General features: G+C 48.2%; 16 protein-coding genes. 10 read left to right on the top strand and 6 right to left on the bottom strand.

The window, feature by feature from the left end; all coding sequences use genetic code 11:
- Positions 1 to 999: 999 nt before the first annotated feature.
- From YC6258_RS12895 to YC6258_RS12880, 4 genes are all read left to right on the top strand, one after another.
- Positions 1,000 to 1,401 (top strand): VanZ family protein, encoded by a 402-nt coding sequence (locus YC6258_RS12895; protein ID WP_052830256.1) that lies wholly within the window; start codon positions 1,000 to 1,002, stop codon positions 1,399 to 1,401.
- Positions 1,402 to 1,417: 16 nt separating this feature from the next.
- The gene (locus YC6258_RS12890; RefSeq protein ID WP_044617355.1) at positions 1,418 to 1,849 is read left to right on the top strand and encodes a methylglyoxal synthase; all 432 of its coding nucleotides are present in this window, start codon (positions 1,418 to 1,420) and stop codon (positions 1,847 to 1,849) included.
- A gap of 77 nt (positions 1,850 to 1,926) precedes the next feature.
- On the top strand, positions 1,927 to 2,352 hold the full coding sequence (locus YC6258_RS12885; protein ID WP_044617354.1) for a DNA polymerase III subunit chi: 426 nt from the start codon (positions 1,927 to 1,929) through the stop codon (positions 2,350 to 2,352).
- Positions 2,353 to 2,377: 25 nt separating this feature from the next.
- On the top strand, positions 2,378 to 3,022 hold the full coding sequence (locus YC6258_RS12880) for a hypothetical protein (RefSeq protein ID WP_044617353.1): 645 nt from the start codon (positions 2,378 to 2,380) through the stop codon (positions 3,020 to 3,022).
- On the opposite strand, the gene entS is transcribed toward YC6258_RS12880, so the two are convergent.
- Positions 3,019 to 4,299 (bottom strand): enterobactin transporter EntS, encoded by a 1,281-nt coding sequence (gene entS, locus YC6258_RS12875; RefSeq protein WP_044617352.1) that lies wholly within the window; start codon positions 4,297 to 4,299, stop codon positions 3,019 to 3,021. The genes YC6258_RS12880 and entS overlap by 4 nt on opposite strands.
- Positions 4,300 to 4,525: 226 nt before the next feature.
- Between entS and fepD the strand changes: the two genes are divergently transcribed.
- From fepD to YC6258_RS12855, 4 genes are all read left to right on the top strand, one after another.
- Entirely contained in the window at positions 4,526 to 5,578 is a 1,053-nt protein-coding gene (fepD, locus tag YC6258_RS12870; protein WP_052830255.1) for a Fe(3+)-siderophore ABC transporter permease, read from the top strand.
- Positions 5,575 to 6,585: an iron-enterobactin ABC transporter permease gene (gene fepG / locus YC6258_RS12865; protein ID WP_044617351.1), complete on the top strand. Its 1,011-nt coding sequence runs from the start codon at positions 5,575 to 5,577 to the stop codon at positions 6,583 to 6,585. Before fepD ends, fepG begins: the two co-directional genes overlap by 4 nt.
- Positions 6,582 to 7,400 carry an ABC transporter ATP-binding protein gene (locus YC6258_RS12860; protein WP_044617350.1) on the top strand — a complete coding sequence of 273 codons (819 nt, stop codon included), beginning with the start codon at positions 6,582 to 6,584 and terminating at the stop codon, positions 7,398 to 7,400. The genes fepG and YC6258_RS12860 overlap by 4 nt, the downstream gene beginning before the upstream one ends.
- Positions 7,401 to 7,565: 165 nt before the next feature.
- Positions 7,566 to 8,099, top strand: coding sequence for a chorismate mutase (locus YC6258_RS12855; protein ID WP_044617349.1), 534 nt, complete (start codon positions 7,566 to 7,568; stop codon positions 8,097 to 8,099).
- A 145-nt stretch (positions 8,100 to 8,244) separates the two neighbouring features.
- On the opposite strand, the gene YC6258_RS12850 is transcribed toward YC6258_RS12855, so the two are convergent.
- Both YC6258_RS12850 and YC6258_RS12845 read right to left on the bottom strand, forming a co-directional pair.
- Positions 8,245 to 8,529: a putative quinol monooxygenase gene (locus YC6258_RS12850; protein ID WP_044617348.1), complete on the bottom strand. Its 285-nt coding sequence runs from the start codon at positions 8,527 to 8,529 to the stop codon at positions 8,245 to 8,247.
- A 19-nt stretch (positions 8,530 to 8,548) separates the two neighbouring features.
- A complete protein-coding gene (locus tag YC6258_RS12845; protein ID WP_044617347.1) occupies positions 8,549 to 9,295 on the bottom strand; it encodes a helix-turn-helix transcriptional regulator in 747 nt (248 codons plus the stop codon).
- A 61-nt stretch (positions 9,296 to 9,356) separates the two neighbouring features.
- On the opposite strand from YC6258_RS12845, the gene YC6258_RS12840 reads away from it, so the two are divergent.
- Complete coding sequence (locus tag YC6258_RS12840; protein WP_044617346.1) at positions 9,357 to 9,671, top strand: hypothetical protein; 315 nt, start codon at positions 9,357 to 9,359, stop codon at positions 9,669 to 9,671.
- Positions 9,672 to 9,768: 97 nt separating this feature from the next.
- Positions 9,769 to 10,884, top strand: a complete 1,116-nt coding sequence (locus YC6258_RS12835; RefSeq protein ID WP_044617345.1) for a DNA alkylation repair protein — start codon at positions 9,769 to 9,771, stop codon at positions 10,882 to 10,884.
- Here YC6258_RS12835 and YC6258_RS12830 read toward each other — a convergent pair.
- The 3 genes from YC6258_RS12830 to YC6258_RS12820 form a co-directional block, all read right to left on the bottom strand.
- Positions 10,874 to 12,034 (bottom strand): dienelactone hydrolase family protein, encoded by a 1,161-nt coding sequence (locus YC6258_RS12830; RefSeq protein WP_044617344.1) that lies wholly within the window; start codon positions 12,032 to 12,034, stop codon positions 10,874 to 10,876. The genes YC6258_RS12835 and YC6258_RS12830 overlap by 11 nt on opposite strands.
- A gap of 461 nt (positions 12,035 to 12,495) precedes the next feature.
- The gene (locus YC6258_RS12825) at positions 12,496 to 13,326 is read right to left on the bottom strand and encodes a M48 family metallopeptidase (protein WP_044617343.1); all 831 of its coding nucleotides are present in this window, start codon (positions 13,324 to 13,326) and stop codon (positions 12,496 to 12,498) included.
- 201 nt (positions 13,327 to 13,527) lie between these two features.
- Positions 13,528 to 14,664, bottom strand: a complete 1,137-nt coding sequence (locus YC6258_RS12820) for an HmuY family protein (protein ID WP_044617342.1) — start codon at positions 14,662 to 14,664, stop codon at positions 13,528 to 13,530.
- Positions 14,665 to 14,679 lie beyond the last annotated feature (15 nt).

Raw genomic sequence — 14,679 nt, 5'->3', positions numbered from 1 at the left:
ACAACCTGAACCGGTGCCAGCATGTTGCACACGTGCTGTATGTCGGTCAACGGACAAATCGCAAATAAGAGCATAAAAACAAACGCGCGACATTATGTGTGATTTTGACAACAGAATACATGGGTGCAACAGGAAATCCGTCTCAGTTCTGAAGTTTGTGACTGGTGGACCCGATTTCCGTCAAAACCAAAGACACACACTCACTGCCAGCCTGCCATAAATCAGCGGCAAAGCTACTCACGACATTGATAATAGATTGGCTACATCTCAAGTTATGCACAAAAACTGTGGATAACTTTGTTAAATAAAATTGGAAAAGTTCCTGCAAGACAGAGTTCACGGGAGTTTCACCAATTTGCGCAAAATAGAACCAGTTCAAATTTTCTTTATTTTTCAACTGCTTATGTCAATCATCACATCGAAAGAAAGTCAAGAAAAAATCAATTAATACAGCTTGTCATAATTGAGGATAACTTTTCTCAATACTGTCGCTTCTGGAAAAAACACTCTAAATTTTTATCCACAAACGACTTAAAATCAGAGTGTTTTTGTAAACCCCGCGTCATATCTAGCTTGTAGCACTTTATCCACGAATTCTGTGGATAAAACTGTTGATAAGCATTGCGGTAACCATCAAATTACCCGATTTTTGAGGGTATTCGTTAAATTGATCATTTTTTGATCAACATGAAAATTCTTTTATTTTTCAATAACTTATAAATGTCAACAGGTTAAAAAGGTTTTTTTTGAGAGAAAAAACCACCTCTTGACAATTGACGCTCAAGGATTGTGCATAAGCATCAGAGCTCACTAGTAAACATATTTCCATAACTCGCCACCTTTACTTAAAAAGGACAAAAACACGGCATTGTGCTGAACCAGTGTATGTTTCATGTTATTAGCCTCATAAAAAATCTGAGTTTTTCTTCAAAATTCATTTTTTAATGAGCATATGTGGATAATCAGGCACAATACCTCCTATACAATTTAAGGTTTGTCATGTCTCTGCACTCGTTTAATCTCAATCTGGAAAGACTTTGGCTTGCTTCAGCCAGATGGCTGTTTGCTGCGGCAATACTCGTCGTGACTTATTTGTCTCTGGCCCCCATCGCTCAACCGGCCGGCAGTAACGACAAAATCAACCATCTCATTGCTTACTTTGGATTAGCGCTATTAATAGATGCGGCATTCCCAAAACGCTCTTTCTGGGGGACTAAGGTATTAAGCCTGGCGGTTTTCGGCATTTTTATTGAAGCGGCACAGAGTTTTTTCCCCTATCGAACCTTTTCTCTGGCTGACTGGGGTGCCGATCTGATCGGGTTACTGCTTTACTATGGGTGTACTCCGTTACTGAAAAAGACCTTCGTGCTCAAGGCACGCTGGACCCTGACCAACAACTGACCGAAGGATTACGACTATGGCTGTAAAAAACGTCGCATTGGTTGCCCATGACCACAAAAAACAGGAACTGACTGACTGGGCCAAAATAAATATCCGGTATTTCGAAAATATGAACATCTATGCCACCGGAACTACCGGACGGTTAATGGAAGAGGCTCTGGGCAAGAAAATCAACCGGCTGCTCAGCGGTCCTTTGGGCGGGGATCAGCAGATTGGCGCCAAGATTGCCGAAGGGAAAATCGACATGCTGATCTTTTTCTGGGACCCCCTGGAACCCATGCCTCACGATCCGGATATCAAAGCATTGCTACGCATAGCGGCATTATGGAATATACCGGTAGCATGTAATCAGGCATCTGCTGACTATATAATCCGTTCCCCTCTGATTTCCGAACTCTATGACAAACCCAGACCGGATTTTTCAGGGTACACGACACGCCAAGTATAAAATGACGGTGCCTCTATGATTGCTCGTTTATCACGGGGGCTCAAATTCTGTTTTTCTCTACAATCATCAAGAAACCTATGACCAGAGTGGATTTTCATATACTCGCCAGCTCCAGCATCGATGACAGGGTCAACTACTGTTGTCGTCTGGTGGATAAAATCCACGGCCTCGGACACCGGATACTGATCTGTGTCGACGATGCTCATGAAGCAGGCATACTGGATACCCGCCTGTGGGATTTTAAACCAGAATCATTTATCCCCCATGGAATTATTGAGCCGGATTCAGGACACCCGATTGAAATCACCTGGCAGGATAATCCGCATCACCATAACAATGTGATTGTTAACATGGGGCAAAACATTCCGGAATTCTTCAGTCGCTTTGAGCGCTATATTGAGGTGGTATGCCAGCAACCGGAAATTCTGACTAACAGCAGGAAGCACTATCGTTTTTTCCAACAAAGAGGGTATCCTTTACACCGTCATGACCTGAGAAAATAATGCCCTGGAGGCTGGCGGAGCAACGATGTCAAATGATAAGGATACTGGAACAGATAAGCTGCTTCAGGAACTGGAGAACCTGAAAGATACGTTGAGTGAAGAACAACATGCGGACAAAGATAACTTTATTCCTACACTGGAAGAAGTTGTCGGGCATGAAAAAACCATTCAACAACGCAAAGAAAACCCTTTTCTTTCCAGTGAAACCCTGGCTCAGTTAATCAGCAAACGTAACGACGCTGAAGCCAAAGCCGCCGAGGAACTGGCCAGAATTATTCGCCAAAACCGGATAACCCCAGTGCCCGATTCAGATCTATCAGCAACACATTCTCTGTTCGATCTGCCAGACCCTCTGACAAAGCCGGAAAGCCGGTTTGAAACTCCCATAGAGTTGCCGGAAGAGGAAGAGTTCATTTTTCCCAAAGAGGAAGTGATCAGGGAAGACGCCCAGAATACCACGCCTGAGCAGCATCAATTGACCGCTGAAGACCTGTTGGATCAGCTGCATCAGGAATTAGGCGGTATTATCCAGGAAGCCATCGACAAGGTATTGCCATCCTTTGTGCAGAAAATCGAAATGGAAGTCATGTTGAAGCTGGAAGCCCTGATCATTGAGCAGTCTCACCACGATACCCGCCATTCTGATCAGAGCAACGAACAGGAAGACTAACCGTTTGCCGGTACCTCTTCGGAAACCATGGCAACTTCCTGCATCGCAGGATCATTCAGACTGGCCCGACGCAGGGATCTAAAGCTGACGGCCATCAGCATGCCAAGCGAGAAAGTCGTCAGACCAAAGGTCATCAACGTCATTAGCGGTGCCAGTATCCGTCCTAAAATACCAATCCCCAAAGCTCCAGCAGAATCACCAACCACATCCTGAGCAGTCCAGAAACTATTAATACGTCCCAGCATATGATCAGGTGTGTGCCCTTGAACAATGGAATACTGCAGCAACGAACCTATCGAACCAAGATAACCTAACAGCGCCAGGGCCATCAGCATCAATAGTAAGTAGCTGATCGTGCTCATCAACATGACCGTCAGGAACATCAGCAATGCAGTGGTTAGCATGATCACGCCAGGACGGGAGGCATCTCGCACCCAACCGCTGGTCAACGCACCAATGGTAGCCCCCAGCGGTACTGCAGAATACATCAGCCCCACTTCAAACGGGCCTCCCCCAAATGCCGCCATCGCCAACGCCGGAAACAGCACGCGGATAGAACTGACCAACGCTTCCACAGTCCCCAGCGCTACAACCGAACCAACAATGCGATGAGTCAGAACGAACTGAAACCCTCCGATCAAAGAACGTATCGGATGTTCCGGCTGCTCAGGAATATCAGGTTTCATCGGTGGCAAACGCACCAGAGACAATAGCGTGGCCAGCGTCCCTATGGCGGCAAGGGTATAATTCCAACTGACGCCTGCTGCGACGATCACCACCCCGGCAATAGCGGGTGATACAACCGAGCCGACCCGAACAATCAGCATGCTCAGCGCCCCTGCGGCAGGAATATTTTCGCGCCCAACCAGATGGGGCAACGAAGCCAGCAACGCTGTCATGCCAATAGCACTGAAAAAACCATCCCACAAGGCAACGATATAGACTGCCAACACCGATGGCTCACTATAAAAACTATTGACGGCCAACCCAACAAACCCGATACCACAGGTAAAACGAGAAAACAAAATCAGCTTGCGGCGATCCCAGCGATCCGCCAGCACCCCACCCAGCATCAGCCCCAAAAACATACCAATACCATCAAGCGCCACAGCCAGACCTACCTGTAGTGTCGATCCGGTCAATGCATGAATCTGCACAGGTACCGCAACATTCAACATACCGATGCCGAGAACGGACATCAAACGGGCGATAAAGATGGCGCGAAATTCCGGGTTGGTTTTCAGTAAACTGAAGTCAAGAAAAATTGATTTAGCCATAGTAATCCGCATGCAATTAAACATTAGAAACGGATCATGCACGATTTCAGGTAACGTATTTGCCGGACTGACACGCCTAGGATTAACTGCCCGAAGCCAAATAAACTCCAACCGATATCAACCTTTCGACAAAGTGGTCAACTTTTATTGATGCATGAGCCGGGCTGGCATGCTACCATCCACAAACACAAATGATAATCAATATTATTATTATTTAGAGTCAACTATGTCGTTGTTGTTCATACCTTCACCCGGTTCCAGCCATTCATTGACCCTCAAAGCCAGGCAAAAATATTGTTTGCGTTGGTTGGGGCTCAGTTCAATGCTATTGCTACTGGTCTCTGTATTGAGCCTGTTGATCGGGTCAAAAGCGATTCCTTTCAAAGTCGTTGTGGATAGCCTGCTGAACGGAAACATTCACACTGACAGCATTATTATTCTCCAAGGTAGAGTCCCCAGAACCTTACTGGGTTTGCTGGCTGGCGCAGGGCTGGGAACCGCTGGGGCAATCATACAGGCCATTACCCGTAATCCTCTGGCGGATCCGGGGATTTTCGGTGTCAATGCGGGAGCCGGTTTTGCGGTGGTCATCGGCATCGCATTCTTTAGTGCGGTCAGCATTGAAGACTACATCTGGTTTGCCTTTCTGGGAGCATGCATCACCACCGTCATAGTGTTTCTGATCGGCACCCTTGCCGCAGGTAAAACCAACCCACTCAAATTAACCCTGGCAGGCATTGCCATTGGTGCAGTACTCAGCGGTATCGCATCAGGTATTACACTGCTCAGTCCCGAGGTATTTGACCGCACCCGTTTTTGGGAAGCCGGTACTTTGGACGTCAGGAACATCAATATTCCTGCAACCTGTGCACCGTTTATTATCATTGGCTGCGTTATCGCCCTATGGTTATCACGCTCACTCAATGCATTGAGCATGGGTGAGGATCTGGCCGCCTCTCTGGGCTCTCGGATCGTCGGCATTCAATTCTGGGGACTGGTCAGCATTACCCTGCTTTGCGGAGGTGCCACTGCCGCTGCCGGCCCCATTGCGTTTATCGGACTGATGGTTCCACATATCGCCCGCTGGATCATCGGCCCCGATCAGCGCTGGATCATTCCACTGACCATGGTGATGGCGCCGACACTATTACTGTCATCAGATATTCTCGGCCGAATCATAGTGACCGGGGAATTGCGTGTTTCCATCGTAACAGCCTTTATCGGCGCTCCCGTACTGATCATGCTGGTACGATCCAAAAAGTCCCTGAGCATGTTATGAACCCAGCCAAGACCATGTATCACAAGCCTAATCAATATCGCCTTGGTCTGATCGGATTGATCTTGGTTTGCAGTACGATTTCCATTATTGCGCTGTCCAGCGGGCAGCTCACTCTGTCTGCTTCACAACTCCTACAGGCACTCATGGGCAGTGGGCCGGAATATCTGGTGACTGTGGTAACACAATGGCGTTTGCCAAGAATATTTATGGCGATGACCCTGGGAGCAGCACTCGGTATCAGCGGTACTATTTTTCAATCATTGATTCGCAACCCTTTAGGCAGCCCCGATGTAATTGGCTTTAATACCGGCTCTTATACTGGAGTGATCGTTACTATTATTTTATTTGGCGGGCATTATTTTCATCTTGCCGCCGGCGCCTTGATTGGCGGTATCGGTTCCGCCGCACTGGTTTATCTGCTGGCCTATCGCCAGGGAGTACAAGGATTTCGGTTGATCATTGTCGGCATTGCCATCAGTGCCATGCTAACGGCACTGAATACCTGGATGCTGATTTCCGCCAGTCTGGAATCAGCCATGTCTGCAGCTCTCTGGGGAGCTGGTACGTTGAATGGCATCACCTGGAATAAAGGCATTCCGGCGGCAATGGTTATTTTTATCACGATATTTTTCGCCACCACCCTGACCACCCGGATGCGTCTGCTGGAAATGGGCGACGATGCTGCCAACGCCCTTGGAGTGGCAGCGGAACGAACCCGGCTCTGGTTGATGCTGGCAGGCGTCGCCTTGACCGCTGCAGTCACCGCGGCGGCGGGTCCTGTCTCATTTATTGCACTGGCAGCTCCCCAACTGGCCAAACGCCTCACCGGCAGTCACAGTGTGACATTTCCAGCAGCCGGGTTGATGGGGGCGACACTACTGTTAACCGCTGATTTTTTATCCCAGACCTTGTTTGCCCCCAACCAACTGCCCGTTGGAGTCGTCACCGTGAGTATTGGGGGAATCTATTTAGTCTGGCTATTGCTAAGGGAATCAAAATCATTATGACCGCCTGCACCGTTCCACCCTTCTCTGACAAAATCGCGCCCCTGAAAGCCGAAAACCTGACGATAGGTTATCCTCAAAAGGTCATTTCGGAACAGCTGACCGTTACCATTCCAGAAGGCTCATTTACGGTAATCGTAGGACCAAACGCCTGTGGCAAATCCACGCTATTAAGAGCTTTGAGTCGGTTGCTTAAACCACTGGCTGGCACTGTCGCACTGGACGGACGGGATATCCACAGCTATCCCACCAAAGAAGTCGCCCGAAGACTTGGGTTGTTACCACAAAGCTCTACCGCTCCAGATGGCATCAGCGTCGCCGAGCTGGTCTCCAGAGGACGCTACCCACATCAGACCTGGTTCCAGCAATGGCGTCCGGAAGATGAAGAAGCGATTCAAAATGCCATGCACGCTACAGGAGTAGACCGTCTGGCAACCGTACCCGTCGATCAACTGTCCGGTGGTCAGCGTCAAAGAGTATGGATCGCCATGGTACTGGCCCAACAAACCTCATTGCTGTTACTGGACGAACCAACCACCTATCTCGACATCGCCCATCAGATCGAATTGCTGGAATTGTTCCGTACACTAAATCAGAAAGTCGGTCAAACATTGGTTGCAGTATTGCACGACCTTAACCATGCCTGTCGCTATGCCGATCACATCATTGCCATGCGGGACGGCAACATAATCGCAACGGGTAACCCACGTGAGATTGTGACTGCCGAGCTGATCCATGAAGTATTTGGACTGCCGTGTACCATCATTGACGACCCGGTATCACACACACCACTGGTTATCCCGCTGGGACACAATTGAAACCATCTGTCAGAACCCCAAACGTATCCGCCGCCGTGCATCCCTGACACTTCCAATATTGCCAAAAGTAATGACTTCGTAATACCTGGATATACGCCACCAGGATATTGGCATCCGTGTATTTATAAGTGGTAAATTGCCGTTTTTCATCAAAACGGTAACTTCATGAAAACACTACTGACGACACTCATGCTGACTCTGCTGGCTCTACAGGCCAACGCTGACACCAATGCTGAAACATTGTTCAGCACCATTAACAAGCGCCTTAGCTATATGGAAGACGTGGCGATATACAAAGCCGACAATCATTTACCCATTGAAGACATCGGGCGTGAAGCAACGGTGATCGAGCAGGCCAAAGATGCCGCCAGACAAAAAGGACTCGATCCGAGTACAGTTGAATCTTTCTTTCAGGCTCAGATTGCCGTGGCAAAGGCAATTCAATATCGCTACCGAGCAGAGTTTTTGTCCCACCCGACTGATCATGCAGCCAGAGACCTGAACTCAGTGGTAAGACCCGAACTATTAAAACTCGGAGACCAGATCATCGAACAGATCGCACAATATCAAAAACAATATGGCGTATTTCAGCCATCGCAGTACGATCTATTCAGTCAGCAAATAAATGTGGATTATATCAGTGAGGGTGATAAACAACTGCTGTTCAACGCATTACTAAAAATCCGAACACAAATGTAACAGACAGTGAATCGTTTGAACGCTTTTGTAGGATTGGGAATCCAATAACGTTTGTTAACATTACAAAAAAGCCGGCGCTTAGAAGTTACGCCGGCCTGGTCGATCAGTTACTATTTTTGAAACAGAACCAATACAAAACCTTAAATCATAGAGCCTCTCGAATCACCTGGTAGTGCCGCTCGGCCTTGGCGGAAAGAATACCCCACAGGGATTTCCGCACTCGAATCTGATGAGCCTCAAAAGCATCATTATCAACAAATTCTTCATAAACGTTAAAGCGATTGGACTGATATTTGTCCTGTTTAACATCAAATACCAGACATCCGGGCTCCTGTAGAGTCTGTGCGATATGGTTATCCAGTTCAGCCATAACAGCTTCCAGACTGCTACGGGGAACAATAATATGGCCCATTAACACAACTTTTGACATGGATGATCTCCTTTCTTAATTATAATGTTTCCAAACCTTCCAGAGTCCCCTTAAACCGATTAAACGGCAATAACCGGAACTCTTCTTCATCTGCATGAGCCGCCATAATCCGGTCACAACGAAAAGTCCGAACATCCTGGCGTAATTCATCCCATGCAAGTACATACCAAATAGGATAACACAGCAACAAATAATGTGGCTGAATGCAACGTTCAGTGACTACCTGCTGCTCGCTGCGGTATCGTATCTTTAACCGGTACTGAAGTAAAAAAGTTTGATGAAGAATTTTAACCACCGAAGGATCTGGAGAAGAAAAAGACGCAAAAACCATACTGGACACTGTCGGACCCACCATGATTCTGGATTTTAAACGGTTAACTTTTTGTTTCATTTCTGCACTGAATGAACCTATCAGTTTACGTCGAATATTCTGCATATCAGCCATAAACAACGGCGACTGCATTTGTTCTGCAATCGCCAGGCTGACCAACAAATCCACCGCTTCAGCATAGCTGAAATTAACCCGTCCGATTCCCCATTGCCGGTGCAGGCGAATACCACCACCACGCCCACGGTCTGCCTCTACGGGCAAGCCCTGATCCCGCAATATCTCCAGATCACGACAGACCGTACGCATACTCACACCAAACTCTTCTGCCACCTGACGAACAGTCGCAGACTCGCCGGATTGAATCCGGGCTTTAAGTTGATCAAGTCTATGTAACCGATTTGTAACAGAGGAGCCGGCCATAAATAAATACGTCATTATTTGTCATATTTAAATTTAAGCTTAGCCATGCTAATTAATCAACCAAGAGTTAACTGTTATGAACCAAACAATCACGGTACTGGCACCAATCAAACTGGCAGCTGGAAATACTGAAACCGAACTGTTAAATGCATCAGAACGTTTCCAGGCTGAATTCGTTCGTCACCAGCCTGGCATTATTCGCCGCGAACTGGTACGTAGAGACAATGGTCAGTTTATGGATATCATTCAGTTTAAAGATCGAAAATCACTGGAAGAGGTTATGGCTGAAGAGCAGCAATCAGAAGTCTGTCTGGCATTCTTTGCCATTATGGATATGAGTTCTGACACCCACATAGAAATATGCGAGTCCCTGAATACCTACCTTAATTAAACCAGACACAAATATCATCTGGCTGGCCTGGCAACCGATTATGTAATTTCATCGCTGTGCCAGGCTGAAGACCGGATTGACCAGGATTAAAGTGACTATGGCCACTATCAAAGACCACATCTCAGAACAATTGGTTCGTTGTCTTGCCAATCACCTGCAGGCACACCTGTCATCATTTCGCCGCAGTGAATTTGAACAGCTGATTATTCCCAAATTACCGGCCCTGGAATTCAAGCAACGGGTACAGTTGATTACCGATGAGTTGCATCGGATTCTGCCTGCTGATACCCGGCAGCGCTACCGTCTGATCACCGCTCTACTGCAACCGAATGTCACCGAAGATCGGCAAAGTAATGAATATGGCCTATCCGGTTGGGGGACTCTGCCACTTTGCGCGGTTGTTGGTCAGTATGGTCAAAGTGCATTTAAACAATCCATGGAGATGTTGAAAGCACTGACACCACACTTTTCGGCCGAATTTGATGTCCGTTATTTTCTGCTGGCAGATCAGTCCAAAGCCTTGAAAATCCTGTCGACCTGGGTTCAGAGTAACAATCACCATGTACGTCGCTTGGTGTCTGAAGGCACGCGTCCAAGACTACCCTGGGCCATGCAACTTCCGCAATTGATTGCCGATCCGACACCGGTCCTGCCGTTACTGACTGCTCTGCGAGACGATTCGGAGGAATATGTCCGTCGATCCGTCGCCAATCATCTGAACGACATCGCCAAAGACCATCCGGACCTGGTAGCGGATCTGGCCCATGACTGGCTAAAGGACGCCACCCCCGAACGGCAGAAACTGATTCGCCATGCCTGTCGTACCCTGATCAAACAGGGGCACCCGAATACTTTGGCGGCCTTTGGCCTGAATACCCGCGAGTTTGAACTCATCGATTTGAAACTGAAACAACGGCAAATATGCCTGGGGGAAACGCTGGATTTTCAGTGCAAACTACGATCAACCGCCAGCACCGGACAGACTCTGATGATCGACTACCTGCTGCACTTTCGCAAAGCCAATGGCCAGCAAAAGCCCAAAGTCTTCAAGTGGAAGCAGATCACTTTGGCGGCCGGAAAAACCGTGGAGCTGAGTCGCCGGCATGCCATTCGTTCGATCACCACCCGTCGCTATTATGAAGGGCTGCAATCCCTGTCATTACGGATCAATGGTCAGGATGCCGGCTGGACTGATTTTGAACTTACCTGTTAATCCCGAACTGCTGATCCAGCCAGGCAAATGCAGCATCCTGCATATCTTCGGTAAAGGTATGACTTTTGTCCGGCCAGATCCGGGTTAACAAGCGATCTTCCACACCATTGGCGCGCCAGACCTCATGTAGCCGGGAAAAAGCCTCCTGCACGGAGTCCACCGGAAATAACTTATCCTGACCACCAGCAAACACCAACAAGGGTTTGGGAGCCGCCAATGCAGCGATATCAGGGTAATCCAGATAGCGAGCCATATAAGGGTGTAACATAGTGAACGAAGACTGCCCTTTCAGCTGATTATTACCGGGCACCATTAAACCTTTCATAGTCGCCATCCAGCAGTCGGCAACACCTGCGGTGATCGAGTCAGACAAAGCCGCCACCTGCCAGGCCCGAAAAGCGCCCATGGAAAAACCCACTGCGGCAACCCGTTTGGTGTCCACTTGCGGCAGGCTGGCCAGAAAATCAGCAGCCCGTTTATCCTCTAACGCGATAATGCCGGCAAATGAGCTACCAAGGTTAAATAAGTTGGAAGCCAGCGCCTGTTGAGAATCCGTTTTGAATCCGGGAACAGAGCGATCTCCCCATCCCAGCGCGTCGATCGACAACACCACATAACCACGCCGGGCCAGTTCATCTCCGGGGAAACGCCCGGAAAAATACTTATCGGCCCACTGTTGTGAGGACTTGAGCCGCGCATCATCTCCCCAAGTTTGCACAAACTTCTCTTTACCGATATCAAACCGCGCACCATGATCGTGTAAAAACAGCGCTGCCGGATGCGGTCCATCACCGTCAGGCGTCAATAACAACGCCAGCACACGGCTTTCAGCGCTGATATTAAAGACCACTTTTTCGGCCCGGTACCCGTCTCTTTCCACGCTGTCGATGACAACGGCGTCAAAGGGAGTGTTGTCCTCATACGGAAAAATTAACTCCCGGGCTTTGGCCAGCCCCTGTTTTCGCCAACGCTTGGGAGACTTCACCTTGTCATTCCACGCCATCGAAAACGACATTTTATCTTTCAGCTGCTGATAAAACACAGGAAAGCTTCGATCCGGGGAATCTATTGCCTGTGTTTGATATTGAGAATCACCATAGGCAATAACCGACACCCATGCCAGTGCACATAAAATAATCAGAGATTTCATCATTAAAGACCTTTATTGTATTAATTTTAAGTCCGTGTTTATGCGAAGGAGAGAACTGAGTACTGGAAAAGAGATCGTGAATATGCCTGGTCTGAAACAAGGCACTCTCACATCAAACATCTCACGACTAATCCGGCATAGATGCTTGCCAGGTTAATCGTACTGCGGTTCCCGATAAAAAATATCGATCAAAGTATAAATTTTCTGACCTCACACTCACAAAAATACCGGCCAATAATACTCCTTAAAGGGCATAAGTGAACCTTGGCGATAAATTTCTGCAGCCCCGGGGGGAAAGTATCCGACCCACTGATGCAGGTCAGTCAATACAGGTGGATGAATAAAATCAGGGATGTTCGATGAACGGAAAGTCTCTGCACACCAGGTGGTTTCGACGTCGTCGGGCCGATGCTCAAAGATCAGGACCGAACAGGGCTTCCCCTGTTCGGTCCGACACAATGTTATTTTAACTGGGCAACATCAGTGATGATTTTCACCGGATAGACTTTGGCTTTAGTCAGACCAGGGTTAAGGGCCCGCATTTCAGCCCCCAATGACTGCAGGGTTTTAGAGCGATTCTCAGGTGAAGGATGAGTACTGAGAAATTGTGGAGTAGAACCATTGCCAGACGCCGACATTTTATTCCACAAACTAACGGCGGCACTTGGGTTGTAACCCGCACGTGCAGCCAGTTCTATACCAATGCGATCCGCTTCGGATTCAGCGGTCCGGCTGTTTGGCAACTGCAGCGCCAATTGTGCGGCTATGGCGGTACCATTTAATACCAGGCCATTGTTATCGGTCACCTGAGATGCAACCGACAGTCCGGCATTCATCAATACCGCCCGCGACATCTGCTCTGCGGTATGATTTGCCAGCGCATGGGAAATCTCATGCCCCATGATCTGGGCGATTTCATCATCGGTTAACTGAAGTTTGGTCACGATGCCGCTGTATATCGCCATGCGTCCACCGGCCATACACCATGCATTGAGCGTATCCGGATCATCAATAATCGCCACGCTCCACTGCCAGTCCGCACTGGCTGGCTGAGTTTTAATCGCTTCGGTTACCAGCCGCCCGGTGATGGTGGAAATCCGCTGTACCCAGGCCTTATCTGTGATCAGTTTATGGCTTTGATTCAATTCAGTGACAGTACTCACATAAGCCTGTCGGGATTCGCTGATGGCAGCCTCCGGGGAAATTAACATCAACTGAGAACGTCCCGTGGGGCTGGTAGCACAGGCACTGATCAACGCAGTCGAAAGTGCCACTATCAGGGCTCTTCTCATGAGATCTCCTTATTCAGACGATCATTAAAAAGGGATCTATTCTGGTATGAGGAGAACCGGCTCGTCAACGTATTCGCGGCTGTTTTTCGCAACCTCGAACATCAAATGCCCACTAACTAACAAAAACGGAGTAATGAAGCCGGTTAATACACGCCCTCCCAAAACCCAAGTCGAATTGGAAGGGCATCCATAGATGAGTGGCTATTCTGCAGTGGTTTTCACATAACGAATAGACGGATTGGCTGATTGCGCAGAGCTGCTGTGGTAATAACTAACGACTTGTACAAGGTAAATCTGGTCAGAGTCATTCATGCTCAAAGCATATACCCGATAATTGGGATAAAGCGCATGATCACTTTCCAGACCGGTCACATCGCCACCGTATGCCCACCACTTGTTATCTTCATCATTAAAAGCGTTACTCCAGCTGTCACTGACAAACTGATTAACATTCAATGCACTGGCGGAACTGTAAGCGCTGATCCCGGTATCATTGAGTGCACCATATGCAGCCGCATAACCACTACCGCTCACTCCTCCATTTAAAATCAAATCAAACTTCCGGTTGTTAAAATCTATATCCGCCTGAATGTCCCAGCCATCGCTACTGCAATCTACTTCATCCGAGCTGTCAATATCATAGCAACGGTTCACGGCGGCGCTGGCGGCAGTCAGTGTCCAGGTGCTGGCGGTTGTCGCAAATGAATCATCATTTGCTCCCTGAATATAGAATTCAATCTCCATACTCAGGTCACTAAACTGAAATGTGGTGGAGTCCAGCGTTTCACTTAATGTCGCCACCCTCAATTTGGCAAAAGACGTGGCAGTACTGTTACGTATGATCCACCAGGCATCATCATTGGCGGAGAGCAGATGGGTTGTACGGTCATAGTCATACCATTGGGTACCATCAGCGCCGATAGCGGTTTTAAAGGTATCGCTGTTGAAAGTCATCGCATCAAAATCATATTCGGCCAGCAGATGTTCAAGCTCCGAATTAGCCGTGGCATTGGTGAACACACTGGCGATCGGTTTGCCTTCACTGTTGTAAAAATCATCCTGACTGGCAGCCAGTGCAAGGGATACGAGGTCCGGATTGACTCTGACTTCATAACGTTTGAATGCGAGCTGCCATTCATCATCTTCAGTCACCGTTGTTGCACTGTCGAGATTGACATAAGTCCAAAGGGTGCTGCTGTTGGCATCAATATCTTTCAGGGTACTGAATTCACTGCTGTCACGGTTGTCAGCATTACCATCGTTGTCTTCAGATTCAGATGAACAGGCTGTCAGGCCAAGCACACATAACGATAATAAGCAGGTATGATAGAACTTCATGTCAGTATCCTCGTA

Source organism: Gynuella sunshinyii YC6258, from assembly GCF_000940805.1.
GTDB lineage: Bacteria > Pseudomonadota > Gammaproteobacteria > Pseudomonadales > Natronospirillaceae > Gynuella > Gynuella sunshinyii.
Note: the sequence above shows the minus strand (reverse complement) of the source record. Positions and strands in the feature narration are given on the sequence as shown.

Coding starts and splice junctions, on each gene's coding strand:
- YC6258_RS12895 (WP_052830256.1), top strand. CDS start 1,000: ATGTCTCTGCACTCGTTTAATCTCAATCTGGAAAGACTTTGGCTTGCT.
- YC6258_RS12890 (WP_044617355.1), top strand. CDS start 1,418: ATGGCTGTAAAAAACGTCGCATTGGTTGCCCATGACCACAAAAAACAG.
- YC6258_RS12885 (WP_044617354.1), top strand. CDS start 1,927: ATGACCAGAGTGGATTTTCATATACTCGCCAGCTCCAGCATCGATGAC.
- YC6258_RS12880 (WP_044617353.1), top strand. CDS start 2,378: ATGTCAAATGATAAGGATACTGGAACAGATAAGCTGCTTCAGGAACTG.
- entS (WP_044617352.1), bottom strand. CDS start 4,299: ATGGCTAAATCAATTTTTCTTGACTTCAGTTTACTGAAAACCAACCCG.
- fepD (WP_052830255.1), top strand. CDS start 4,526: ATGTCGTTGTTGTTCATACCTTCACCCGGTTCCAGCCATTCATTGACC.
- fepG (WP_044617351.1), top strand. CDS start 5,575: ATGAACCCAGCCAAGACCATGTATCACAAGCCTAATCAATATCGCCTT.
- YC6258_RS12860 (WP_044617350.1), top strand. CDS start 6,582: ATGACCGCCTGCACCGTTCCACCCTTCTCTGACAAAATCGCGCCCCTG.
- YC6258_RS12855 (WP_044617349.1), top strand. CDS start 7,566: ATGAAAACACTACTGACGACACTCATGCTGACTCTGCTGGCTCTACAG.
- YC6258_RS12850 (WP_044617348.1), bottom strand. CDS start 8,529: ATGTCAAAAGTTGTGTTAATGGGCCATATTATTGTTCCCCGTAGCAGT.
- YC6258_RS12845 (WP_044617347.1), bottom strand. CDS start 9,295: ATGACGTATTTATTTATGGCCGGCTCCTCTGTTACAAATCGGTTACAT.
- YC6258_RS12840 (WP_044617346.1), top strand. CDS start 9,357: ATGAACCAAACAATCACGGTACTGGCACCAATCAAACTGGCAGCTGGA.
- YC6258_RS12835 (WP_044617345.1), top strand. CDS start 9,769: ATGGCCACTATCAAAGACCACATCTCAGAACAATTGGTTCGTTGTCTT.
- YC6258_RS12830 (WP_044617344.1), bottom strand. CDS start 12,034: ATGAAATCTCTGATTATTTTATGTGCACTGGCATGGGTGTCGGTTATT.
- YC6258_RS12825 (WP_044617343.1), bottom strand. CDS start 13,326: ATGAGAAGAGCCCTGATAGTGGCACTTTCGACTGCGTTGATCAGTGCC.
- YC6258_RS12820 (WP_044617342.1), bottom strand. CDS start 14,664: ATGAAGTTCTATCATACCTGCTTATTATCGTTATGTGTGCTTGGCCTG.